This is a genomic window from Dactylosporangium sp. NPDC000521 (genome assembly GCF_042898305.1).
Lineage (GTDB): Bacteria > Actinomycetota > Actinomycetes > Mycobacteriales > Micromonosporaceae > Dactylosporangium.
This window is the reverse complement of record NZ_JBIAYW010000003.1, coordinates 232,860-255,549: the sequence shown is the minus strand read 5'-3', so window position 1 is coordinate 255,549 and position 22,690 is coordinate 232,860. Positions and strand designations below refer to the sequence as shown.

The window sequence follows — 22,690 nt, the reverse complement described above, 5'->3', positions numbered from 1 at the left end:
CCACACCTGACCTGTATCTTCTGCGGGTGACCCCCCAGCCAAGGCCCGCCACCGGCGTCGCGATGGTCCTCGCCGGCAGCGCCCTGTTCGCCGTCAACGGCACCGTCGCCAAGCTCGCCGCCGGCACCGGCATCGACGCACCGCAGCTCACGACGCTGCGGGCCGGCGGCGCCGCGCTGGGGCTGTTCGCGCTCGCGCTGGCGTTCCGGCCGTCCCGGCTGCGGATCACCCGGCGGGAGGTGCCGGTCCTCGTCGCGTACGGGCTGGCCGGCTTCTTCTTCGTCCCCATGCTCTACTTCGTCGGGATCGGCCGCCTCCCGGTCGGCATCAGCCTGCTCTTCGAATACACCGCGCCGGTACTGGTGGCGCTGTGGGCCCGCTTCGTCCAGGGGCACATGGTCCGCCCCCGGCTGTGGGTGGGGCTCGCCGCGAGCCTCGGCGGGCTCGCCTGCGTCGCGGAGATCTGGGGCGAGCTGCGCCTCGACGCCGTCGGGGTCGCCGCGGCGCTCGGCGCCGCCGTCCTGCTGGCCGTCTACTACCTGCTCAGCGCCCGCGGCGTCGCCAGCAGGGACACGCTGTCGCTGACCGCGTACGCGTTCGCGGTGTCGGCGCTCGCCGGCTCGGTGGTCCGGCCGTGGTGGGACTTCGACTTCGCCCGCACCACGGTCACCACCCACGGCGTGCCCGTCTGGCTGCTGCTGATCTACGTCGTCGTCGGCGGGTCGATCGCACCGTACCTGCTGCTCGCCGCTGCCATGCGGCACCTGCCGCCGACGAGCGTCGGCATCATCGGCATGTCCGAGCCGGTGATCGCCACCGCCGTGGCCTGGCTGGTCCTGCACGAGCACCTGAACACGGCGCAGATCTGCGGCGGCGCCCTGATCCTCGCCGGGGTCGCGCTCGCCGAGACCGCCCGCGTCCAGACGAAGGCGGCGCCGCGCCGCCCCGAAACTGTCGGTGCCCCGAACTAGAGTCGGTCGCATGCAGCTTCATCCCAACGTGCAGGCCATCCAGGACGCCCTCGACGCGGCCGGCGCCCGCGACGCCGCCGGCGGCCCGTGCCAGGTCAGGGTCCTCACCGAGCCCGTCCACACCGCCGCCGCGGCCGCGGCCGCCGTCGGGGTCGAGGTCGCCCAGATCGCCAACTCGCTGATCTTCGAAGCCGGCGGCGACCCGTTACTGGTCCTCACGTCCGGCGCGCACCGCGTCGACACCGCCAAGGTCGCCGCGCTGCTCGGCACCGGCAAGGTCAAGCGCGCCACCGCCGAGTTCGTCCGCGAGCACACCGGCCAGGTGATCGGCGGCGTGTCGCCGCTGGGGCACCCGAAGCCCGTGCGCACCCTCGTCGACGTCGACCTGGCCCAGTTCGGCGAGGTCTGGGCCGCCGGCGGCATCCCCCAGGCGGTGTTCCCCATCACCTATGACGAGCTCGTCCGCATCACCGCCGGCACCCCCGCCGAGGTCGCGTGACCGTCCGGCTGCACGTGTGGCGGGTCCGGAAGCGGGCGGTGCCGCTCGCCTTCTGGGGGATGGCCGCCGACCGGGGGGCGCTGCGGCGCCGGGCGGAGTTCGTGAAGCTGCTCGGCACCGGGAAGGGCAGCGACTTCGGCGCGGGCAAGGCGGACCTGACCCGATGGGCGGCGATCATCGTCGGCGACCCCTCCGTGGCACCGCCGATGCGCGGCGCCACCGCGACCTGCGCCGTCACGCTGGAGCCGATCGCGAGCCGCGGCACGTGGGCGGGGCGGGCACCGTTCGGCGACGACGGTGACGCGGCGCCGCCCGTACACGCGAACAACGGCATCGTCGCGGTGCTGACGCGGGCCAGGTTACGGCCCCGGAAGGCGCCCGCGTTCTGGAAGGCGATCGACCCTGTGTCCCGCGCGCTGCCCGGCGCCGACGGCATGCTCTGCGCGTTCGGCGTCGGGGAGGCACCCGTAGGATTCCAGGGCACGATCAGCCTCTGGCGCAGTGCGGCGGATGTCGTGCGTTTCGCGTACCGTCAGCCCGAGCACGCCGCCGTCGTGGACCGCACGGCCCGCGAAGGCTGGTATGCGGAGGAGTTGTTCGCCCGGTTCCGTGTGCTGGACGTCACCGGCGACCGCGAGGTGATCGGTTGGAGGGACCGCCCGTGAGGCTCGTGCGGTGGCGCGGTGAGGACCTCCTCGCGCGACTCGACGACGTCATCGCCGTCTATGGGGAGGCGATGGGCTACTCGGTGCAGCTCCTGCAGACCCGCCGCGGGTATGTGGCCGGCCACACCAGGCGCGAGTCGTTCCAGGCCGTCGCGACCCTCGACGACGAGGACAACCTGCTCGGCTTCGGCTACGGCTACCGCGGCACGTCCGGCCAGTGGTGGCACGACCAGGTGCGCAACGCGCTGCGCCGGGAGCAGCGCAAGTTCTGGCTCGGCAACTGCTTCGAGCTCGTCGAGCTGCACGTCCGGCCGCACGCGCAGGGGCACGGCCTCGGCGCCCGGCAGCTGCACGACCTGCTCACCCAGGCCCCGCAGCAGACGGCGCTGCTGTCCACCCCCGAGGCGCCGGAGGCGACGTCCCGCGCGTGGCGGCTCTACCGGCGGTTCGGGTTCGTCGACGTCCTCCGCCACTTCAACTTCCCGGGCGACGACCGCCCGTTCGCCGTCCTCGGCCGGCAACTGCCGCTGTGAAAGCACTCTGGGCGCTGCTCGCGGCGCTCGTCCTCACCGAGATCGCCTACCCGCTCGTGCACGGCGGCACCCGTGCCGCGCTCACCGTCGCCACCGTCGCCGCCGGCTTCGTGCTGTCCGTCGGCCACGCCTGGCTGTCCCGCGGCCCGCGCGCCGCCGCCGTCCTCGTCCTCGTCACCACCGGCGGCGGGTTCGCGGTCGAAGCGGCCGGCCGGTCCACCGGCTACCCCTTCGGCGACTACGACTACACCGGTTCGCTCGGGCCCAGGCTGCTGGGCGTACCGCTGACGATCCCCCTCGCCTGGACCTGGATGGCGTGGCCGGCGTGGGTCGCCGCGGCCCGCCTCACCGAGCGGCGATGGGCGCGGGCCGGGGTCGCGGGGCTGGGCCTGGCGACCTGGGACCTCTTCCTCGACCCGCAGATGGTCGCCGAGGGCCACTGGCACTGGTCCTCCCCCGGCGCCGCGCTGCCCGGCGTCCCCGGCATCCCGCTCACCAACTACCTCGGTTGGCTGGTGGTCGCGTCGGTACTGGCGGCGGCGCTCACCCTCTGGTTACCCGCCGCGGCCGCCACCGATGACCGGCCGATGTACGCGCTGTACCTGTGGACGTACGCCTCGAGCGTTCTCGCGCACGCGGTGTTCCTCGGCATGCCCGCGTCGGCGGCGTGGGGTGCGCTGGGGATGGGGCTGGTCGCGGTCCCCTTGGCGGTGACGCTGTGGCGGGCGCGGTCCTGACCCTGCTGGTGCTGCTCGTGCTCGCGCTGACCGTGCACACCGTGGTCAACGCACGCCTGCTGCGCTCCCCCCGCGTGCCGGGCGCTGCTGTTCCTCCTGCCGGCACGGGTCTTATCGACGGCGCGGCTTCGCGGGACGGCGCGGGTTCGCGTGACGACGCGGGTTCGCGTGACGACGCGGGTTCGCGTGACGGCGTGGTGCTTCCTCACGGCGGGGGCCTTGCCGGCGGCGGCGCTTCGGGGGCCGGCACTCCGGGTGACGGTGCTTCGGGGGCCGGCGCTTCGGGTGCCGGCCGGGTCGCGGTGCTGCTGCCGCTGCGGGACGAGGCGGCGCGGGTCGAGCCGTGCCTGCGGGCCTTGCTGGCGCTGCGCGGCGCGCCCAGGATCCTGGTCCTCGACGACGGCTCCACCGACGGCACCGCCGACCTCGTCCGGTCCGTCTGCGGCGACCGCGTCACGCTCCTGGCGGGCAGGCCGCTGCCGCCCGGCTGGCTCGGCAAGCCACACGCGTGCCAGCAGCTCGCCGACGCGGCCGCGCTCGCCGGCGACGTGGACCTGCTGGTGTTCCTCGACGCCGACGTGGTCCTGGCCCCCGACGCCGTCGACGCGTCCGCCACGCTGCTCGGCGACGCGGGGGTGCAGCTGCTCAGCCCGTACCCACGCATCATCGCGGGCAGTCCGGGCGAGCGGCTCGTCCAGCCCCTGCTGCAGTGGTCGTGGCTGACGTTCCTGCCCCTGCGCGCGATGGAACGCTCCCCCCGCCCGTCGCTCGCCGCGGCCGGCGGGCAGTTCCTGCTGGTCACACGGGCCGCCTACGAACGTGCCGGCGGGCACGCCGCGGTCCGCGACAAGGTCCTCGAGGACATCGAGCTGGCCCGCGCGGTGAAACGCACTGGCGGCCGGATCGCGCTCGCCGACGGATCGGGCCTGGCCACCTGCCGCATGTACACCTCATGGCGCGAGGTCGTCGACGGCTACAGCAAGTCGCTGTGGGCGTCGTTCGGCTCCCCGCCCGGCGCCACGGCCGTCGTGTCGCTGCTGCTCGGCCTGTACGTGCTGCTGCCCCTCACCGTCCTCGCCGGATGCTGGCAGGGGCTCGCCGGCTACCTCCTCGGCGTCGCAGGACGGGTCGTCAGCGCCCGGACGACCGGCGGCCGCGCCTGGCCCGACGCCCTCGCCCATCCCGTGTCCGTGCTGCTGTTCGCGTGGCTGGTCCTGCGGTCCTACCGCCGCCGCGGCCGCGTCTCCTGGAAGGGCCGCCCGACATGGCAACCGTGACCGTCATCGGCGCCGGCGTCGGCGGCCTCGCGACAGCGGCCCGGCTCGCCGCGGCCGGCCACAAGGTCACCGTGTTCGAGCAGGCCACCACCGCCGGCGGCAAGCTCGGCCGGCACGAACGGGTCACCGGGGCCGGCACCTTCCGCTTCGACACCGGCCCGAGCCTGTTCACCCTGCCACAGATCGCGGCGGAGCTGTTCGCGCAGACCGGCGGCCCCGCCCCCGGGCTGGACCTGGTCGCGCTGGATCCCCTGGTACGACACCACTTCCCCGACGGCACGACCCTCGACTCCTGCGCGGGGGCCGGATTCGAGGACCGGATCGCGGCCGCGTTCGGCGCCGAGGCCGCCACCGACTGGCGGCGCCTGTGGCAGCGCGCCGCCCGCGTCTGGGAGACCTCGTGGCGGCACGTCCTCACCGCGCCCGTCGACAGCCCGCTGCAGCTCGCCGGCCTGGCGTGGCGGCTGCGCGACCTGGCCGCGATCGCCCCCGGCCAGACGCTGCGCGGCCTGGGCCGCCGGCACCTGCGCGACCCCCGCCTGCGGATGCTGCTGGACCGTTACGCCACGTACACCGGCGCCGACCCCCGCCACGCACCCGCCGCGCTGCTCGCGATCCCCTACGCGGAGCTGGCGTTCGGCGGCTGGTACCTCCAGGGCGGCCTCGGCACGCTCGCCGACGCGCTGCTCGCCCGGTGCGCCTCGCTCGGCGTCACCGTCCACCTCGGCACCCCCGTCGAGTCCGTCCTCGTCGAAGGCCCGCGAGCCGCCGGCGTCGTCCTCACCGGCGGCGCCACCGTCCGCTCCGACCTCGTCGTCGCCAACACCGACGCGCTCCACCTCTACCGCGACCTGCTCCCCACCCCACGCCGCGCGGCCCGCCTCACCCGGCGCAGCCTCGGCGGGTTCGTCCTGCTGCTCGGCGTCCGCGGCACGACGCCACAGCTCGCACACCACACCGTGTTCTTCCCCCGCGACTACGACGCCGAGTTCGACGCGATCTTCGGCTCGCCCGCCCGCCCCCCGGCCGACCCCGCCGTCTTCGTCACCTCGGCCGACGACCCCACCGCCCGCCCCACCGGCCACGAGGCATGGTTCGTCCTGGTCAACGCCCCACCGCACGGCGAGTTCGACTGGCGCGCCCCCGGCGTCGCGGACAGCTACGCCGACCGCGTCCTGTCGATCCTCGCGTCCCGCGGCGCCGACCCCCGCGACCGCCTCCTCTTCCGCGACGTGCTCACCCCCGCCGACCTCGAGGCCTCGACCCGCTCCCCCGGCGGCGCCATCTACGGCACCGCCAGCCACGGCCTCACCGGCCTCCTCCGCCCCCCGACCCGCGGCACCCTCCGCGACCTGTTCCTGGTCGGCGGCTCCGTCCACCCCGGCGGCGGCCTGCCCCTGGTCATGCTGTCCGCCAAGATCGTCGCCGACCGCATCGGCCCCGCTTAGCGCCTGTTTCGCAGAGGGATCGAGGCGAGGCGAGGTCCCGGATCCGCCTGGGTACGCACCGTGGCCGTCCGGATAGCGGGGTGACGCCCGGATGACCGCGGCATGCGACCAGCGCCTGACCTGGCCCGGTTCGAGCAAGGCCACGCCGGGCCGGGCCGGTTCGGCCGGTTCGGGCCAGGTCACGCCGGGCCAGGCTGGTGCCCGGGCCAGGCTGGGCGAGGCGTTTGGGCCCACCGCAGCCCAGCCAGCCCAAACGAAACACGCCGGGCCGGGCTGGTCAGGTTCGGCCGGTTCGGGCCAGGTCTCGCCGGGCCATGCTGGTGCCCGGGCCAGGCTGGCGCCCGGGCCAGGCTGGCGCCCGGGCCAGGCTGGGCGAGGCGTCGGGGCCCGCCGCAGCCCAGCCAGCCCAAACGAAACAGGCGCCGGCCCCGGTTCCCGCAGATCACGCGTGCGAGGGCGGTCCCTGCACGAGCCGCGCACCCGCGGGCCGGCGGGCCTCCGACGGTAGCCCGCTGCGGGTCGACGGCGCACGAGTCGCGCACCCGCGGGCCGGCGTCGGCGATGCCACCACGGACGTGCACTCGGCCGCTCGCCCCCTGCGAGGCGCGCGTGGCACAAGGCCCGGGCCGTTCAGCGTTCGATTCGCCGAGCCGCAGACACCGCCGTTGCGTGTTGTCCGAGCAGGACAGGAGGCAGTCGGCGGCGGGCTGACCGCTTCACCAAGCGACCTTACAGCAGCCGCCGAAATCGCCATCCGGCGTCGTCACCGATGGTAATACCTCGCGGTCACGGCCTCGGATCGCTGTCACCGGGTCATGACAGGGCGCGACGGACGGCGATGGCGAGTTGCGTAAAGCCGGCAAAACTCAGGGCGGCGAGCACCGCGAGCACCGCGAGGGCCGTCGCGGCTTCCCACCGGCCCAGGGCGGTCGCGCCCGCGACGGCCAGGAGGCCGAAGATCGTGACGAGGACGCGGGTCGGGCGTTCCCCGACGGTGACGGTGCCGATGTCGGACATGCCGGCGACGGTGGCGCGGGCGCGGACGTACTCGTGCAGCCACATCACGCCACCGCAGCCCACCGCGAGCCAGGCCGGCCCGCCGAGAAGGACCAGCGCCACCAGCCAGCAGGCCTCGGCGACCCGGTCGGCGGTGGAGTCGTAGACCTGGCCGAGGCGGCTCGCCCTGCCGGTGACCACGGCCAGGACGCCGTCGACGGTGTCCGCGACCGCCGACAGCAGGACCAGGACCGCGCCGGCGAACGCCCATCCGCCGCCGCCGGTGACGGTCAGCGGCACCGCGACGGACAGCAGCAGGCCCAGGACCGTGACGGCGTTCGGGCTGCGGACACCCATGCGGACGAGGGCGGCGCCCAGCTCGTACGAGATGCGCAGCCAGCCCCGCACGAGCGGCGGCGCGGACCTCGGGTCGTAGCCGCCGTGTGCCGCCGCCCACCGCTCGGCGTAACCGTCCCAGTCGCGGACGTCAGACGCGGGCGCCGACACCGAGCTGCTGCCAGACCTCCCGGGTCGCCGTCGACCGGTTGAGGGTGATGAAGTGAATCCCCGGCACGCCCTCGTCGAGAAGCCGCTGGCACATCTCGCTGGCCAGGTCGATGCCGAGGCGCCGCACCGCCTGCGGGTCGTCGGCGACCTGCTCGAACCGGGCGGCGAGCGCCGGCGGGAAGGGCGCGCCGGACAGCTGCTGCGAGCGGGCGATGGTGCCGATCGCCGTGACGGGCATGACACCGGCGACGATCGGGGTGTCGCAGCCGGCGGCCGCGACCCGGTCCCGCAGGCGCAGGTAGTCGTCGGCGTCGAAGAACATCTGCGTGATCGCGAAGTCGGCGCCGGCCCGGCACTTGCGGACGAAGTTGGCCGTGTCGGATTCGATGTCCGTCGACCTTGGGTGCTTGTACGGGAACGCCGCCACCCCGACGCTGAAGTCTCCCGACTCGCGGACGAGCCGGACGAGCTCCTCCGCGTACAGGACACCTTCCGGGTGCTGGACCCACTCGCCCATCGGGTCGCCGGGCGGGTCGCCGCGCACGAGCAGGAAGTTGCGGATGCCGGCGCCCGCGAGCTGGCCGATGACGTTGCGCAGCTCGGCCACCGAGTGGTTGACCGCTGTCAGGTGCGCCATCGGCAGCAGCGTCGTCTCCGTCGCCACCCGCTCGGTCACGGCGACGGTGGTGTCCCTGGTGGTGCCGCCCGCACCGTACGTGATGGAGACGAACGACGGCCGGAGGGGCTCCAGCTCCCGGATCGCCTGCCACAACTGGCGCTCGCCCTCCGGGGTCTTCGGCGGGAAGAACTCGAAGGAGAACGTCGGCGCCTCCGCCGCGATCAGGTCACCGATCGCCGCGGGCCCGCCACCCATCACAGAAGGAAGTCCTGAAGCCACGCCCCGACTGTAGTGCCCCCGGCACCGCGGCCGGGAGGTCGCATCGGCGAATCATGTCGTACCCCTGAGGTAGAAAGACGTTGGACGGTTCGACGGCCGCGGGCATCGCGAAGGCCTGCGGCGCGCCGGGCGTCCTGCTGGACCGCGAGAGGACGGGGGTCGCTGGTTCCAGGAGGTCGTGACCCATGTCCCAGAGGATCGACCCGCCCGCACACCCGGGCGACTCGCTCGGCGTGCTGCTGACCCGCCTGCGCCAGGCACAGGGCAAGTCGCAGGTGCGGCTCGCCGGGCTGCTGTGCGCCGCGTCGGGTCTGCCGACGCTGACCCGCCACGAGATCTCCCGGTGGGAGCGGGAGGAGCGCATCCCGAGCCGGGTCTGGCTGTGCTGGCTCGCGCTCGTGCTCGACACCCCGCTGGACGACCTGGAGCGTGCCGCGGCCAACACCCGCCGGCGAAGGGAGCCGACCATGACCATGACCATGACCGTGCCCACGACCTCGATCTCGACCAGCACGGAGGCCACCCGGCCCACGCCGCGCCTCACCGTCGCCACGACCGGCCCGCGTCCACCCGGCCCCGGCCCCGGCCCCGGTCCCGGCGCTGGCACAGGCACAGGCACAGGCGCCAGCACAGGCGTTGGCCCAGGTGCCAATGCGGGTGCCGGCGCAGGCACGGGCACGGCTCGCTGGAGCGAGGCGGATGACGTGGGCGGGCGGATCGCCGGGTTGCGGCGCATGGACGACCTGGTCGCGGGGCCCGAGCTGGTGGCGCTCGTGCTCGCCGAGCTGCGGTCGGCGGTGCGGGCCGCCGGCGCGGGGTGCGGGTCGGCGGCGGCGGTCGCCGAGCTGGTGCAGCTGCATGCCTGGGTCTCGGCCGACGCGGGGCGGCCCGTGCCTGACGGCGCTGTGCGTGGTGGGGTGCGGGCGGCGGTCGCCGGCGGTGACCGGGCGCTGGCGGGTCACCTGCTCGGCTGTGTCGCGCAGGCCGCCGGGGAGCGTGGTGACGCCCGGGCCGCCGTCCGGGCTGCGGTCGCGGCCGAGCGGGTCGCGGGCGCGTGCGACCCGGCGACGGCGACGGTCCTGGCGCTGCGGGTCGCGTTCGCCGCCGCGGGGGCCGGCGATCGGCGGTCGTGCGACGGTGCCCTCGCCGCGGCGGAGCGTGCGCATGCGCTTCGGGGCTCCGCGGTCGGGCCGCCGTGGCTGTACTGGCTGGACGACGCCCACGTGGAGGCCATGACTGGCCTGTGCCTGGCCGCGGCGGGACGGCCTGCGGCGGCGTTGCCCCGGCTCGGTGCGGCGCTGCGGGGGCCGAGCGTCCGGTTCCGCGCCGCTGGTCTGGTCAGCGCGGCGCTGGCCCGCGCCCACCTGGCCGCCGGCGACCTCGACGCCGCCTGCGCCGCGGCCGCCGAGACGCTGCTGGCGTGCGCCGAGTCCGGGTCGTTCCGGGTGCTGCGTCAGCTCCGGCACCTGGAGACCGCGCTGCACGCCGCCGCGGGGGCGGGGCGCAGTCCCGCGCCGCTGGTCGCGTACACGGAGCTGGCCGAGTCCGCCGCCGGCTGCCTGCCGGGCGCCGCACCTCCACCGGCACGCCAGGGGCACGCCCGCCCTGGTTCGTTCGCCGCGCCGGCCGGAGCTCGGGCGGCCGGGTCGGACCGGCTCCCGGGAAGGGTGGCCAGCTGAACCTCGCAGCCGTCCCCACCGCTCCGGCAAACCTCGACCGGCAGCGGGGTGCCCAAGGTGGCACGCCAGGCTGCCTGTGAGTCAGCCACCGAAGGGCTCCAGACGCCACAGGCCGGGGTGCCGCCGGGCACCGCCGCACCGTCGACGCGCCAGGGAGGTGCACGCGCCGGTTCGCCGCGTCACCCGCGACCGGGCCGGGGCAACCAGGCGGAGGCGAGCCGGGGCAACCAGGCGGAGGCGAGCCGGGGCAACCAGGCGGAGGCGGGCCGGGGCAACCAGGCGGAGGCGGGTCGGGGCAAGCAGGCGGGGGCGGGTCGGGGGTGGTTGTAGTTCGGTCGTACGGTGGGTGAAGAAGTGATTTCGCAGGGTGGAACGGTCCGTCGGATGGGCGGGGCGGGAGGCGGGACGGATGACAGGGGTGGGTCCCGAAGCGGCGGTCCATGCGGATTCGGGCTAGCGTCTCTGCCGTGACGCACCCCTTCCTCGACCGGGCCGACCTTCGCACGCGGGTGCGGCAGGCACTCGACGACTTCCTGCGGCTCCGGCGGAGCCGGCTCGCGGAGATCGAGCTGGAAGCCCTCGCCCCGGTCGCCGACGCGATCGAGGCGCTCGTGCTGCAGGGTGGCAAGCGGCTGCGGCCGGCGTTCGCGTACTGGGGGTACAGGGGCGCGGGCGGGGTCGATGACGACGCGGTGGTGGCGGCGGTCGCGGCGCTGGAGCTGGTGCAGGCGAGTGCGCTGATCCACGACGACGTGATGGACGGGTCGGAGACGCGGCGCGGGGAGCCGGCGGTGCACCGGAGGTTCGCGGCGCTGCACACGCGCGCGGGGTGGCGGGGTGATCCGGGCGGGTTCGGGACGGCGGCGGCGATCCTGCTCGGGGACCTGTGCCTGGTGTGGTCCGACGAGATGCTGCACGCGAGCGGGCTCGGGGCGGACACCCTCGCCAGGGCGCGGCCGGTGTTCGACGAGATGCGGACCGAGGTGACGATCGGTCAGTACCTCGACGTGCAGACGCAGGCGACCGGGGACACGTCGACGGCGCGGGCGAGCCTGGTGGCGCGGTTCAAGTCGGCGAAGTACACGATCGAGCGGCCGCTGCTGCTGGGGGCGGCGATCGCCGGGGCGCCGGAGGAGCTGCGCAAGACGTACGAGGGGTACGGCCTGCCGCTCGGCGAGGCGTTCCAGCTGCGCGACGACGTGCTCGGCGTGTTCGGCGACCCGATCGTGACGGGCAAGCCGGCGGGCGACGACCTGCGCGAGGGCAAGCGCACCTACCTGGTCGCCGCGGCCATGGAGGGCAGCGGGGGCGACGACACGTGGAAGCTGCTCGGCGACCCGGAGCTCGACGCGGACGGGGTCGGACGGTTGCGGGAGGTCATCGTCGGGAGCGGCGCCCTGGACCGTACCGAACGCCGCATCGCCGACCTGACGGCCGAGGCGCTGGGGGCGTTGGACGGGGCGCAGCTCACGGCGGAGGCGCGGGAGGTCCTGACCGGTCTGGCCCAGGCGGCGACGCAGCGGACAGTCTGACCCACAGCGACAGGGTCAGCACGATCAGCGCGAAGCCGAACAGGAGATCCTCGACCGGCGCGTACACGAGCCGCAGCCCCAGAATGTCGGCCGGGTTGTACAGGACGACGCCGCGGCCGGTCAGGATCCCGTTGGACAGCAGCTGGAAGCCGAAGATGATCGGGTAGGTGCACCAGAACACCTTGCCGAGCACGACCCGGCTCCGGATCATGAGGACGTCGATGAGGACGGCGGCGACGACCCCGGTCACGGCCGCTGCCGTGTACGTCATGGACGTCGCCTCGCGGCGAGGCGTTGCAGCGTGAGCCGGGTCGCCTCGAAGCCGAGGATCGCGCAGACGGGCACGACGAGGAAGAACAGCACCTCTTCGAGAGGTAGCCCGCCGGGGAACACGACGCCGGCCATCTGCGCCGGGTCGAACGTCCAGTGTCCGGCGCGGATCGCGAGCAGGTCCCAGACGATGAAGACGGCGGCAACCGGGGCGATGGTCAGGGTGAGCCGCCGTACCTGCCGGAGCACGCCGACCTTCAGCAGCGGCTCGAGCCACAGCGCGCCGAAGAGACAGCCGGCGAGCACCAGCAGGTACGTGAAGTGGAGCACCGCTAGAAGCCCAGGGCCTGCGCGCGGCGCTTGACCTCGGTGGCCCGGTTACCGCGCAGCGCGGCCGCGGGGGTGCCCGGCAGGGTGTCGTCCGGCGTGTACAGCCACCGCAGCGCCTCATCGTCGTTGTACCCAGCGTCGTGCAACACCGTGAGGACGCCGGGCAGGTGCTTCACCACACCGTCGTCGCTGATGAAGTCGGCCGGCACGCGCAGCACACCGTCCTTGCGGACGGCCAGCAGCTTGCGCTCCCGGACGAGCTGGTGCACCCGGTTGACCGGGATGCCGATGCGTTCAGCGACGTCCGGCATGGTCAGCCACTCGGCGGGGCCCACTGGTTGTTCGGTCACAGGGAACACAGTGCCATGTCGCTGGACGCATACCGACGGAGGGGAACGGCTGTGGGGCTCTGGCTCAAGGTCCACCGTGAGGTCACCGGTGCCTGGCGTTCCGCGCGCTACGACGTCTACCGGCAGGTGAGCCGCCGGAAGCTGACGCAGCTGCTGACCGCGGAGACGGCGGAGTTCACCGGGTTCGCCTCGCGGCACCGGGCCGTCCCGCGCGGTGGGCAGCCGCGCCGGGTGGCGGCGACGAGCGGGGTGGCGCTGCTCGTCGCGGGTGGGGCGGCCGGTACGTACCTCGCGGTCGCCGGCAGCCTGACGGCGCTGCGCACCCCGCCGCCGCCGTCGTCGGTGGCGGCCGCGGCGGCGGAGCCGACGTTCACCGTCCCGGGGACTCTCACCAGCGCGCCGGAGACCCAGAAGGCGTCCCCGCGGCCGCAGGTGCGGCGGTCCGCGCCGCCCCCCGTCCTGGCGATGCCCGCCGCGCCGCCGCCGGCGGTGGTGCCGACGACGAAGACGGTGGAGAGCACGCCGTCGCCCTCCGCGAGCCCCAGCCCGACCGTGACGGCCAGTCCGTCACCCTCCGCATCCGCGCCATCGCCAACCAGTACGACCTCAAAAGCCCCGAAACGGGGACAAACCAATGGTGGTATGGCAGGAGGCTGAGGAATCCGGTTCACCAGCCGTACACTCGCAGCCAATGGATACCACGGTCGCCGATCCCCTGCTCGGTGCGCTTGTAGACGGGCGCTACCGCGTTCGCTCCCGTGTCGCCAAGGGCGGCATGGCGACGGTCTACACCGCACTCGACGAGCGACTCGAGCGCACCGTCGCCCTGAAGATCATCCACTCAGGACAGTCGCACGATCCACGGTTCGTCAACCGGTTCACCGACGAGGCGAAGACGATCGCGCGGCTCACCCATCCGAACGTCGTCGCGGTGTACGACCAGGGCACCCACCACGGGCTGCCGTATCTGGTCATGGAGTTCGTGCGGGGGCGCACGCTGCGCGAGGTGCTCGCCGAGCGCCGCCGCCTGCAGCCGCAGGAAGCCCTCGCGATCATGGAGCAGATGCTCGCCGCGATCGCCGCCGCGCACCGCGCCGGTCTCGTCCACCGCGACGTCAAGCCGGAGAACGTACTGGTCGCGGAGGCCCCCGGCGACACGCACAACATCATCGACGGCGTGGTCAAGGTCGCCGACTTCGGCCTGGCCCGCGCGGTCGAGGCCAGCGCCGACGAGACCGGCTCGCACCTCATGGCCACGGTCGCCTACGTCGCGCCGGAGCTCGTCACCGACGGGCACGCCGACCCGCGCACCGACGTGTACTCCGCCGGCATCGTGCTCTTCGAGATGCTGACCGGCCGGGTGCCCTACGAGGCAGACCGCCCGGTCGAGGTCGCGTGGCAGCACGTCGACCGCGACGTGCCGTTCCCCTCGCGGTACGTGCCGGGGCTCCCGCCGGCCCTCGACGACCTGGTGACCCGCGCGACCCGCCGCGACCCCGGGGCCCGCCCCACCGACGCCGGCGCGATGCTCGCCGAGGTGCAGGCCGCCCGCGAGAGCATCGGCGTGGAGCTCGCCACCCGGTCGCGGCCCCTCGCGCAGCCGACGGTGATCGTGCCGCAGGTCGAGTCGGTGCCGCAGAACGTGTACCGCACCGGCGCGATGGAGCCGGCCCGGCCGTCGTGGGCGAAGCTGCCCAGCCCCTCCCCCGCGCAGCCGCCCGCCCGCCGGCGCCGCGCCGCCGAGCCGGAGCCCGCCGGTCCCGCCGCCCGGCTGGCGGAGCTGCTCGCCCAGATCAACGCCAACCCGCGGACCCGCCTCGCGGTGATCGCCTCGATGCTGACGCTTGGCCTGCTGGTGGCGATCGGTGGGTACTGGATCGGCGTCGGCCGCTACACGGACGCACCCGACCTGACGACGATGACCAGCGACATGGCCGGCCAGCAGGCCAGGGCCGCCGGGTTCAAGGTGAAGTTCGGCCCGCCGAGGTTCGACGCGAAGATCGCCAAGGACAAGGTCCTCGCCCAGGACCCCGCCGCGCACTCGCGGATCCTGGACGGCGGCACGATCACGCTGACGCTGTCGCTCGGCCCCGAGATCCACAAGGTGCCCGACATCGCCGGTAAGGAGTACGACCTCGCCCTCGTCGACATCCAGGCGACCGGGCTGCAGGCGACCCGCGCCGAGAAGTTCGACGACGCGGTCCCCGCCGGCTACGTGATCGAGACCGAGCCGAAGATCGGCACCGAGGTCAAGCCCGGCCAGACGATCAAGATCCTGGTCAGCAAGGGCCCCAACCCGGTGAAGGTGCCGCTCGTCATCGGCAAGAACATCGAAGAGGCCAAGCAGGCCCTCGCCAAGGTGAAGATCGCCATCGGCAAGGTCGAGCCGGTCGACAGCGACAAGCCCAAGGACGAGGTCGTCTCGCAGAGCATCGGCGACGGCAACAGCGTCACCGACGGCATGGTCATCGACCTGCAGATCTCCAAGGGCCCGGCGCTGCTCACGGTGCCCGAGGTCCGCGGCCTGCAGCTCGACCAGGCCCGCCAGCAGCTGGAGGGGGCGGGGTTCGCCGTCGACGTGCAGGGCTTCGGCACGGTCCGGCAGATGGACCCGCAGCCCGGCACGCAGGTGCCGCCGGGCACGCACATCCGCCTGCTCGCGTACTTCTGAGTGGTCCGTCTTCGCCATGGTCTGCCAGCTTCCAGCGGGTCCGCCTTCCAGTGGCCTGTCGGCTCCCGGCGGCTTGCCGGCTTCCAGTGGTCTGTCAGTGATCGCTGAGACACCGGTCGGCGGGCACGCGCTCGTCGCCGGTGGCCTGGCCAAGGCGTCGCAGCGCTACGTCGAGCAGACCGGCGCGACCGCGGTGCAGATCTACGTGTCCAACCCGCGCGGCTGGGCGCTCGCCGAGGGCGATCCCGCCCAGGACGCCGCGTTCCTCGCCGGCTGCGGCGAGTGGGGCGTGTCCGCGTACATCCACGCCGCGCTGCTGGTCAACCTCGGCTCCCCGACCGAGGCCACCGTCGAGCGCTCCGTGGCCACCCTCGAGCACGCCCTGCGCCGCGGCAAGGCGATCCGCGCGCGAGGCGTGGTGTTCCACGCCGGTTCCGCCGTCGACGCCACCCATGCGGACAAGGCCCTCGACGTCGTACGGAAGGTGCTCCGGCCGCTCCTCGACCGAGCCGCGCTGGAGGGCTGGCCGCCGCTGCTGGTCGAGCCGAGCGCCGGAGGGGGCCGGTCGCTGGCGTCCAGGGTCGAGCACCTGGAGGCGTACCTGGCCGCCGTGGACCACCACCCGCAGCTCGGCGTCTGCTTCGACACCTGCCACGCCTGGGCCGCGGGCCACGACCTGGCCTCCCCCGGCGGCATGACCGCCACGCTCGACGCCCTGGTCAAGGCGGTCGGCCCGGGCCGGCTGCGCCTGATCCACGCCAACGACTCCAAGGACGCCTGCGGCTCCACCCGCGACCGCCACGAGTCACTGGGCAAGGGCACCATCGGCCCGGCGGCGTTCGCGGAGCTGGTCCGCCACCCGGCCGCCGCCGGCGTCCCGCTCATCGTCGAAACCCCCAGCGGCGACCTGTCAGCCGACCACGCCGCCGACATTGCCCTGCTCCGCGCCGCCCTCTGAGTACATGCTTCCAGCAGGTAATACTACGGTGAGCGACCTTCCTACTCCGCGATTAGAGATCGATTAGTGCGTGGATGCTAAGGTGCAGTAGACCGGCGTCGCACCGCCCAGCAGGTCCGTCATCCAGCGCTCCCACCCGCCACGTCCGGCGGGCCGCCAGGACGAAACGCCGCCGCCCGGTCCCGCCTCCTTCGCGCGCCCGCAAGCGCGCGGAACCCCGCACCGCCCCAGCCCCGACGGCAGCCTCGACCTGCCCGTGCGCCTGCAAGCGCACGGAACCTACCGCCGGCAGACCGCCTCGCCACGCACAATCCGGCGAGAACACGAACCGCCCCGTCCGCACGATCCGGCGAGCCGCCCCCGTCCGCACGATCCGGCGAGAACGCAAGCTGCCCCGTCCGCACGATCCAGCCAGTGCACAAACCGCGCCGCGATCCGGCGAGTGCACAAGCCGTCCCTTGAGCTGGCGAGTACACAAAACGTCCCCGTGAACCGGGGGTACACAAAACGCCCCGTGAACCGGGGAGTACACAAACGTCCCCACGTGAGCTGGCGAGAACGGCGGTCAGGCACGTCCCCGCGTGAGCCGGCGAGGACGGCGGTCAGGCCAGGAGCTTCGCCAGGACGGTGGCCGCGGCGGAGACGGCGTCGTCGGTGAGGTCGAGGTGGGTGGTGAGGCGGACCGTCCGCGGGCCGAACGGCGACACCAGCACGCCCTGCGCGGCGGCCGCCGCCGTCAGCTGCGCCGCGTCCAGCGGTGCCTCGCGCAGGTCCAGCATGACCAGGTTGGTCTCGACGCGGGCCGGGTCGGTGGCGCCGGTCGGGGCGAGCGCCGCCGCCAGGTGCTGCGCCTTGGCGTGGTCGTCGGCGAGGCGGTCGATGTGGTGGCGGAGGGCGTACAGGCCGCCGGCGGCGAGGATGCCGGCCTGGCGCATGCCGCCGCCGAGGCGCTTGCGGATCAGGCGGGCCTCGGCGATGCGGGCGGCGGAGCCGATCACCAGGGAGCCGACGGGCGCGCCGAGGCCCTTCGAGAGGCAGACGGAGAGGGTGTCGAAGAGCTGCCCGTACGTCGCCAGGGGGACGCCGGTGGCGACGTGCGCGTGCCAGATGCGGGCGCCGTCGCAGTGCAGGAGGAGGCCCGCGTCGTCGCAGACGGTGCGCAGAGCCTGCAGGGTCTCCAGCGGGATGATGCTGCCGCCACCGCGGTTGTGGGTCTGCTCGACGGCGATCGCGCTGGTGGCGACGGTGTAGCCGCCGGGCTGGCGGATCATTCCGGCGACCGTGGCCACGTCGAGAGAACCGCCGGCGAAGGGCCACGTGCGGGTGGAGATGCCGCCGTACGCGGCGGCGGCGCCCATCTCGTAGGTGACGACGTGCGCGTCGGCGTCGCAGAGCAGCTCGCCGGCGCGCGGGACGACGAGCTGCAGGGCGATCTGGTTGGCCATGCAGCCGGACGGCGTGAAGAGGGCCGCCTCGTGGCCGAACAGGGAGGCGGCGTAGGACTGCAGCTCGTGCAGCGTCGGGTCCTCGTCGAAGACGTCGTCCCCGACCGGCGCCGATGCCATGGCAGCGCGCATGGCCGGCGTCGGCCGGGTGATGGTGTCCGAGCGAAGATCCGCGACCACCGACGGAACGTCAGCCACGCAGCATCTCCGCGACGAGGAACGCCAGCTCCAGGGACTGCTGCGTGTTGAGCCGCGGGTCGCAGGCCGTCTCGTACCGGCCGGGGAGGTCCTCGTCGACGATCGCCTGGGCGCCGCCGAGGCACTCGGTGACGTCCTCGCCGGTGAGCTCGACGTGCAGGCCGCCCGGGTGGGTCTCCAGCTCGCGGTGGACCTCGAAGTAGCCGAGGACCTCGTCGACGATCCGGTCGAAGTGCCGGGTCTTGTACCCGTTGGACGACTCGTGGGTGTTGCCGTGCATGGGGTCGCACTGCCAGACGACGCGGCAGCCGGCCGCGGTGACCTTCTCCACGATCGGCGGGAGCGCGTCGCGGACCTTGTTGCTGCCCATGCGGGCGACGAACGTGAGCCGGCCCGGGATGTTGTCGGGGTTGAGCTTCTCGAACAGCTCGAGGGCCTGCTCGGGGGCGGTGGTGGGGCCGAGCTTGACGCCGATCGGGTTGGCGATGCGCGACATGAAGTCGACGTGGGCGCCGTCGATCTGACGGGTGCGCTCGCCGATCCACAGGAAGTGCCCGGACAGCCCGTACGGACGGCCGCCGGCGATCCGGGCGAGCGGCCGCTCGTACTCCAGGGCGAGGGCCTCGTGCGAGCAGTACAGGGTGACGGTGCGCAGCGCCTCGTCGTCGTTGACGCCGCAGGCCTGCATGAAGCGCAGCGCGCGGTCGATCTCGCGGGCGATCGCCTCGTAGCGCTGGCCGGCGGGCGAGGTGACGACGAAGCCCTTGTTCCAGTCGTGGACGGCGTGCAGGTCGCCCATGCCGCCGCCGAGGTAGGCGCGGAGCATGTTCATGGCGCTGGACGAGTTGGCGTAGGCGCGGATCATGCGCTGCGGGTCGGCGACGCGGGCCTCGGGGTCCTGGTCCAAGGAGTTGATCATGTCGCCGCGGTATGCCGGGAGCCCCAGCGAGTCGAGGGCCGCGGAGCGCGGCTTGGTGAACTGGCCGGCGACCCGGCCGAGCTTGATCACGGGCAGGGACGCGCCGTAGGTGAGGACGACCGCCATCTGCAGCAGGGTGCGGGCGTTGCCCAGGACGTGCGCCTCGGTGTTGTCGGCGAACGTCTCGGCGCAGTCGCCACCTTGCAGCATGAACGCCTTGCCGTCGGCGACGAGGGCGAGCCGCTCGCGGAGCTGGTCGACCTCGTAGGGCGCGACGATCGGCGGCACCGACGCCAGGAGCTTGCCGACCTCGTCGACCGCCGTCTGGTCGGGCCACGGCGGGGTCTGCGCACGGGGCAGGGCGCGCCAGTGGTCGAGACCGAACTCGTCGTCCTCGGAGTTGCCCGCGACGGCCACTCGGGAGATCTCGGGACCGGGGTATGTGAAGTGGTGCCACTCCTGCCGCATACGCAAAAGCGTACCGACCTTGCGGACCGGGCGGGTGTCGCCATCCCGCCCGGTCCCGGAGTACGGAACGCGTGGACCGGTCCTCGGGAACCGAGGCGCAGCCCGCGGCGCCGGGAACCCGTCCGCTACATATTGATCATGTGGCCGGCGAGGCCGTGGATCGCTTCCTTGACGGCCTCGCCGAGGGTCGGGTGGGCGTGGACGTTGCGGGCGACCTCGTGCACCGTCAGGTCCCACTGCTGCGCCAGGGTCAGCTCCGGCAGCAGCTCGGTGACCTCCGGTCCGATGAGGTGCGCGCCGAGCAGCTCGCCGTACTTGCCGTCGCTGATGATCTTCACGAAGCCGGTCGCGTCGCCAAGGCCGTGCGCCTTGCCGTTGGCGGTGTACGGGAACTTGACGACCTTCACGTCGTAGCCCTGCTCGCGGGCCTGCGCCTCGGTCCAGCCGAAGCTGGCGATCTGCGGCTGGCAGTACGTCGCGCGGGGGATCATGACGTAGTCGAGCTCCATCGTCTCCGCGCCGGCGATCGTCTCCGCCGCGACGATGCCCATCGACTCGGCGGCGTGCGCGAGCATCAGCTTCGCGGTGACGTCGCCGATGGCGTAGATGTGCGGCACGTTGGTGCGCAGCCGCCCGTCGACGGCGATCGCGCCGCGCTCAGTGAGCGCCACCCCGGTCTTCTCCAGCCCGTAGCCCTCCACGCGCGGCTGGAAGCCGATCGCCTGCAGCAGCTTGTCGGCCTCGAGCACCTTCGACTCGCCGTTGGACGAGACGGTCACCTGCACCCCGGTGGCGGACTCCGCGACGGCGTCGACGCGCGTCGACGTCAGCACCTGGATGCCGAGGCGCTTGTACCGCTTCGCCAGCTCGGCCGACACCTCGGCGTCCTCCAGGGGCACCAGGCGGTCGAGGAACTCGACGATGGTGACCTTGACGCCGTAGTTGTGCAGCACGTAGGCGAACTCGACGCCGATCGCGCCGGCCCCGGCGATGATGATCGACGACGGCAGCTCCTCGGACAGGATCTGCTCCTCGTACGTGACGACCCGGGACGACAGCGAGGTGCCGGGCAGCAGCCGGGTGGTCGCACCGGTGGCGATGATCGCGTTGGCGAACGTCACCGTGTCGTCACCGACCTGCAGGGTGTGGTCGTCGAGGAAGACGCCGCGGCCGTGGTACTGGCGGATCTCGTTCTTCTTCATGAGGTAGTGCACGCCCTTGACCCGGCCGTCGGCGACCTTGCGGCTGCGCTGGAACGCCGCGCCGTAGTCGAAGGTCACCGAGCCCTGGATGCCGAACGTCTTGGCCTCGGCGGTGAAGATGTGCGCCAGCTCCGCGTTGCGCAGCAGCGCCTTGCTGGGGATGCAGCCGACGTTGAGGCAGACGCCGCCCCAGTACTTGTCCTCGACGATCGCGGTGCGCAGGCCGAGCTGCGCGGCGCGCACGGCGGCGGTGTAGCCACCGGGGCCCGCGCCGAGGACCACAACATCGAAGTTGTCGCTCTGTTGAGAAGTCACAACCAGTCCTTGCGTTTGAAGGTGACGTACAGCCCCACGGACAGCACCACGATCAGCACGGCGGAGATCACGAACCCGGAGCGGTGCTCGTAACCCGGAAAAGGAAGATTCTGCCCGTAGTAACCCGTAACAGCCGTGGGCACCGCGATGATGGCCGCCCAGCTGGTGACCTTCTTCATGATGTTGTTCATCCGGTTGCCCTGCACCGCGAGGTTCGACTCCAGGATGGTCGCGACGAAGTCGCGCAGGCCCTCCGTCCACTCCGTGACCCGCAACACATGGTCGTAGAGGTCCTGGTAGTACGGGGCGATCTCCTCGTCGACGATCTTGGCGCGGGTGAGGCCGTTGACCACCTCGCGCATCGGCAGCACGACCTTGCGCAGGTGGCTGAGGCTGCGCCGGAGCCGGAAGCTGCGCTGCTGCACCTCCCGGACCGCCTGCGGGGTCTCCTCGAAGAGCTTGTCCTCCAGCGCTTCGAGAGCGTCGTCGAGCGCCTGCACCGCGTCGAAGTGCCCGTCGACGACGACGTCGAGCAGCCCGTGGACGAGGTACGCCACACCGTGCCGGGCCAGCTCGGACGTCGCGTCCCACCGGCGCACCACGGCGTCCACGTCGAACCCGTCGCCGTGCGCGGTGATCAACGCCCGGCCGGTGATGAACGCCGCCACCGGGCACACGGTCAGCTCACCGCCGTCCCCGTCGAAGCTCGCCTGGTACGCGCTGAGGAACAGGTGCCCGCGGTAGTGGCTCAGCTTGGGCCGCTCCCGGGGCGACGACGCGTCCTCGACCGCCAGCTGGTGCAGCCCGAACTCTTCCTGGACCCGCACCCAGTCCTGCGCCGACGGCGACGCGAGATCCAGCCACACCACCGTGTCCTCGGCGGCGAGGTGCTCCGAGATATCGTCAAGCGGGAAATCCTCGGCCACCAGGTCACCGTTGCGGTAGAGCCGCGTGCGCGCCATGCCGTCATCCAACCAGAAGGAGGCAGGCGTGGCAGCGTTCATCGAGGCGACGCAGGTCCGGCCCGCCGGCGACGGCTTCGACGCCGAGCTCGATCCACTGTGGACCGTCGGCGGCAAGCCCAACGGCGGCTACCTCCTGGCGATCCTCGCCCGCGCCGCGATCGAGACCGCCGGCACGCACCCCGACCCGCTGTCGGCGAGCGCGGTCTACCTGTCGCCGCCGGACCCCGGCCCGGCCACCGTCACCGTCGAGGTGCTGCGCACCGGCCGCACCGCGAGCCAGGTGCGGGCGCGGCTGTGGCAGAAGGACCGCGCGCGCGTCGAGGCGCTGTTCACCCTCGGCACCCTCGCGGCGGCCGGTGCGCCGCGCTGGGTGGACGCCGGGCCACCGCCGGTCGCCGCCGAGGAGGGCCTGTTCCCGACGCCGTCGGAGGCGCCCGGCACGGGGCTGCGCATCGACATGCTGGACCAGTTCGAGCAGCGCATCGACTGGCAGGCGGTCGGTGACCCGCCCGGTGAGCTGCGCGGCTGGCTGCGGCTGCCGGACGGCGCGGCGTGGGACCCGGTGTCGCTGCTGTTCGCCGCGGACGCGTTCCCGCCGGCGACGTTCACCCTGGGCAGCAACGGCTGGACGCCGACGCTGGAGCTCACCGTGTACGTGCGGGCGATCCCCTCCCCCGGTCCGCTGCGGGTCCGCCAGCGGGCCCGGCTGCTCACCGAGAGCCTCGTCGACCAGGTCTGCGAGATCTGGGACGCCCAGGACCGGATCGTCGCGCAGGCGACCCAGCTCGCCGCGTACCGGATGCCGGCACCCTGAACCGTCGCGGAACGCGTCGCGCCCCGCACCTGACGGTGCGGGG

Annotated in this window: 22 protein-coding genes; 12 read left to right on the top strand and 10 right to left on the bottom strand. The window is 73.4% G+C overall.

Annotation, left to right across the window (positions count from 1 at the left end; all coding sequences use genetic code 11):
* Nucleotides 1-26 precede the first annotated feature (26 nt).
* The 7 genes from ACFY3L_RS11340 to ACFY3L_RS11310 are packed head-to-tail and all read left to right on the top strand — an operon-like array spanning nt 27 to nt 6,130.
* On the top strand, nt 27-971 hold the full coding sequence (locus ACFY3L_RS11340) for a DMT family transporter (protein WP_389321635.1): 945 nt from the start codon (nt 27-29) through the stop codon (nt 969-971).
* 10 nt (nt 972-981) lie between these two features.
* Complete coding sequence (locus ACFY3L_RS11335; protein ID WP_389321633.1) at nt 982-1,470, top strand: YbaK/EbsC family protein; 489 nt, start codon at nt 982-984, stop codon at nt 1,468-1,470.
* Nucleotides 1,467-2,135 carry a monooxygenase gene (locus ACFY3L_RS11330; RefSeq protein WP_389321631.1) on the top strand — a complete coding sequence of 223 codons (669 nt, stop codon included), beginning with the start codon at nt 1,467-1,469 and terminating at the stop codon, nt 2,133-2,135. The genes ACFY3L_RS11335 and ACFY3L_RS11330 overlap by 4 nt, the downstream gene beginning before the upstream one ends.
* Nucleotides 2,132-2,668 carry a GNAT family N-acetyltransferase gene (locus tag ACFY3L_RS11325; protein WP_389321629.1) on the top strand — a complete coding sequence of 179 codons (537 nt, stop codon included), beginning with the start codon at nt 2,132-2,134 and terminating at the stop codon, nt 2,666-2,668. The genes ACFY3L_RS11330 and ACFY3L_RS11325 overlap by 4 nt, the downstream gene beginning before the upstream one ends.
* Nucleotides 2,665-3,405, top strand: coding sequence for a carotenoid biosynthesis protein (locus ACFY3L_RS11320; RefSeq protein ID WP_389321627.1), 741 nt, complete (start codon nt 2,665-2,667; stop codon nt 3,403-3,405). The genes ACFY3L_RS11325 and ACFY3L_RS11320 overlap by 4 nt, the downstream gene beginning before the upstream one ends.
* Nucleotides 3,387-4,682, top strand: a complete 1,296-nt coding sequence (locus ACFY3L_RS11315; protein WP_389321625.1) for a glycosyltransferase — start codon at nt 3,387-3,389, stop codon at nt 4,680-4,682. Before ACFY3L_RS11320 ends, ACFY3L_RS11315 begins: the two co-directional genes overlap by 19 nt.
* Nucleotides 4,670-6,130: a phytoene desaturase family protein gene (locus tag ACFY3L_RS11310; RefSeq protein WP_389321623.1), complete on the top strand. Its 1,461-nt coding sequence runs from the start codon at nt 4,670-4,672 to the stop codon at nt 6,128-6,130. Before ACFY3L_RS11315 ends, ACFY3L_RS11310 begins: the two co-directional genes overlap by 13 nt.
* 813 nt (nt 6,131-6,943) lie before the next feature.
* Here the strand turns inward: ACFY3L_RS11310 and ACFY3L_RS11305 are convergent.
* On the bottom strand, nt 6,944-7,633 hold the full coding sequence (locus tag ACFY3L_RS11305; RefSeq protein ID WP_389321621.1) for a CDP-alcohol phosphatidyltransferase family protein: 690 nt from the start codon (nt 7,631-7,633) through the stop codon (nt 6,944-6,946).
* Nucleotides 7,614-8,531 (bottom strand): methylenetetrahydrofolate reductase [NAD(P)H], encoded by a 918-nt coding sequence (gene metF, locus ACFY3L_RS11300; protein ID WP_389321619.1) that lies wholly within the window; start codon nt 8,529-8,531, stop codon nt 7,614-7,616. The genes ACFY3L_RS11305 and metF overlap by 20 nt, the downstream gene beginning before the upstream one ends.
* A 185-nt stretch (nt 8,532-8,716) precedes the next feature.
* Here metF and ACFY3L_RS11295 point away from each other — a divergent pair, with 185 nt between their 5' ends.
* Both ACFY3L_RS11295 and ACFY3L_RS11290 read left to right on the top strand, forming a co-directional pair.
* Nucleotides 8,717-10,210: a hypothetical protein gene (locus tag ACFY3L_RS11295; protein WP_389321617.1), complete on the top strand. Its 1,494-nt coding sequence runs from the start codon at nt 8,717-8,719 to the stop codon at nt 10,208-10,210.
* Nucleotides 10,211-10,650: 440 nt separating this feature from the next.
* The gene (locus ACFY3L_RS11290) at nt 10,651-11,742 is read left to right on the top strand and encodes a polyprenyl synthetase family protein (protein WP_389321615.1); all 1,092 of its coding nucleotides are present in this window, start codon (nt 10,651-10,653) and stop codon (nt 11,740-11,742) included.
* Here ACFY3L_RS11290 and ACFY3L_RS11285 read toward each other — a convergent pair.
* The 4 genes from ACFY3L_RS11285 to ACFY3L_RS11270 all read right to left on the bottom strand — a co-directional run bounded on the left by ACFY3L_RS11285 (nt 11,678) and on the right by ACFY3L_RS11270 (nt 13,213).
* Nucleotides 11,678-12,013, bottom strand: coding sequence for a lycopene cyclase domain-containing protein (locus ACFY3L_RS11285; RefSeq protein WP_389321613.1), 336 nt, complete (start codon nt 12,011-12,013; stop codon nt 11,678-11,680). The genes ACFY3L_RS11290 and ACFY3L_RS11285 overlap by 65 nt on opposite strands.
* Nucleotides 12,010-12,342, bottom strand: a complete 333-nt coding sequence (locus ACFY3L_RS11280; RefSeq protein WP_389321611.1) for a lycopene cyclase domain-containing protein — start codon at nt 12,340-12,342, stop codon at nt 12,010-12,012. The genes ACFY3L_RS11285 and ACFY3L_RS11280 overlap by 4 nt, the downstream gene beginning before the upstream one ends.
* Nucleotides 12,343-12,344: 2 nt before the next feature.
* On the bottom strand, nt 12,345-12,701 hold the full coding sequence (locus ACFY3L_RS11275; protein WP_389321609.1) for an Rv2175c family DNA-binding protein: 357 nt from the start codon (nt 12,699-12,701) through the stop codon (nt 12,345-12,347).
* Between the two features lie 107 nt (nt 12,702-12,808).
* Nucleotides 12,809-13,213: a hypothetical protein gene (locus ACFY3L_RS11270; protein WP_389321607.1), complete on the bottom strand. Its 405-nt coding sequence runs from the start codon at nt 13,211-13,213 to the stop codon at nt 12,809-12,811.
* A 170-nt stretch (nt 13,214-13,383) separates the two neighbouring features.
* Here ACFY3L_RS11270 and ACFY3L_RS11265 point away from each other — a divergent pair, with 170 nt between their 5' ends.
* Nucleotides 13,384-15,363, top strand: coding sequence for a PASTA domain-containing protein (locus ACFY3L_RS11265; RefSeq protein ID WP_389321605.1), 1,980 nt, complete (start codon nt 13,384-13,386; stop codon nt 15,361-15,363).
* Between the two features lie 97 nt (nt 15,364-15,460).
* Nucleotides 15,461-16,321, top strand: a complete 861-nt coding sequence (locus tag ACFY3L_RS11260; RefSeq protein WP_389321603.1) for a deoxyribonuclease IV — start codon at nt 15,461-15,463, stop codon at nt 16,319-16,321.
* Nucleotides 16,322-16,923: 602 nt separating this feature from the next.
* On the opposite strand, the gene ACFY3L_RS11255 is transcribed toward ACFY3L_RS11260, so the two are convergent.
* From ACFY3L_RS11255 to ACFY3L_RS11240, 4 genes are all read right to left on the bottom strand, one after another.
* Complete coding sequence (locus tag ACFY3L_RS11255) at nt 16,924-17,964, bottom strand: threonine aldolase family protein (protein WP_389321601.1); 1,041 nt, start codon at nt 17,962-17,964, stop codon at nt 16,924-16,926.
* Nucleotides 17,957-19,351 carry a class II 3-deoxy-7-phosphoheptulonate synthase gene (locus tag ACFY3L_RS11250; RefSeq protein ID WP_389321599.1) on the bottom strand — a complete coding sequence of 465 codons (1,395 nt, stop codon included), beginning with the start codon at nt 19,349-19,351 and terminating at the stop codon, nt 17,957-17,959. Before ACFY3L_RS11250 ends, ACFY3L_RS11255 begins: the two co-directional genes overlap by 8 nt.
* Before the next feature lie 125 nt (nt 19,352-19,476).
* Nucleotides 19,477-20,868, bottom strand: coding sequence for a dihydrolipoyl dehydrogenase (gene lpdA / locus ACFY3L_RS11245; RefSeq protein ID WP_389321597.1), 1,392 nt, complete (start codon nt 20,866-20,868; stop codon nt 19,477-19,479).
* Nucleotides 20,865-21,830 carry a magnesium transporter CorA family protein gene (locus ACFY3L_RS11240; protein ID WP_389321595.1) on the bottom strand — a complete coding sequence of 322 codons (966 nt, stop codon included), beginning with the start codon at nt 21,828-21,830 and terminating at the stop codon, nt 20,865-20,867. The genes lpdA and ACFY3L_RS11240 overlap by 4 nt, the downstream gene beginning before the upstream one ends.
* A 28-nt stretch (nt 21,831-21,858) precedes the next feature.
* On the opposite strand from ACFY3L_RS11240, the gene ACFY3L_RS11235 reads away from it, so the two are divergent.
* On the top strand, nt 21,859-22,647 hold the full coding sequence (locus ACFY3L_RS11235) for a thioesterase family protein (RefSeq protein ID WP_389321593.1): 789 nt from the start codon (nt 21,859-21,861) through the stop codon (nt 22,645-22,647).
* The last annotated feature ends 43 nt before the right edge of the window (nt 22,648-22,690 follow it).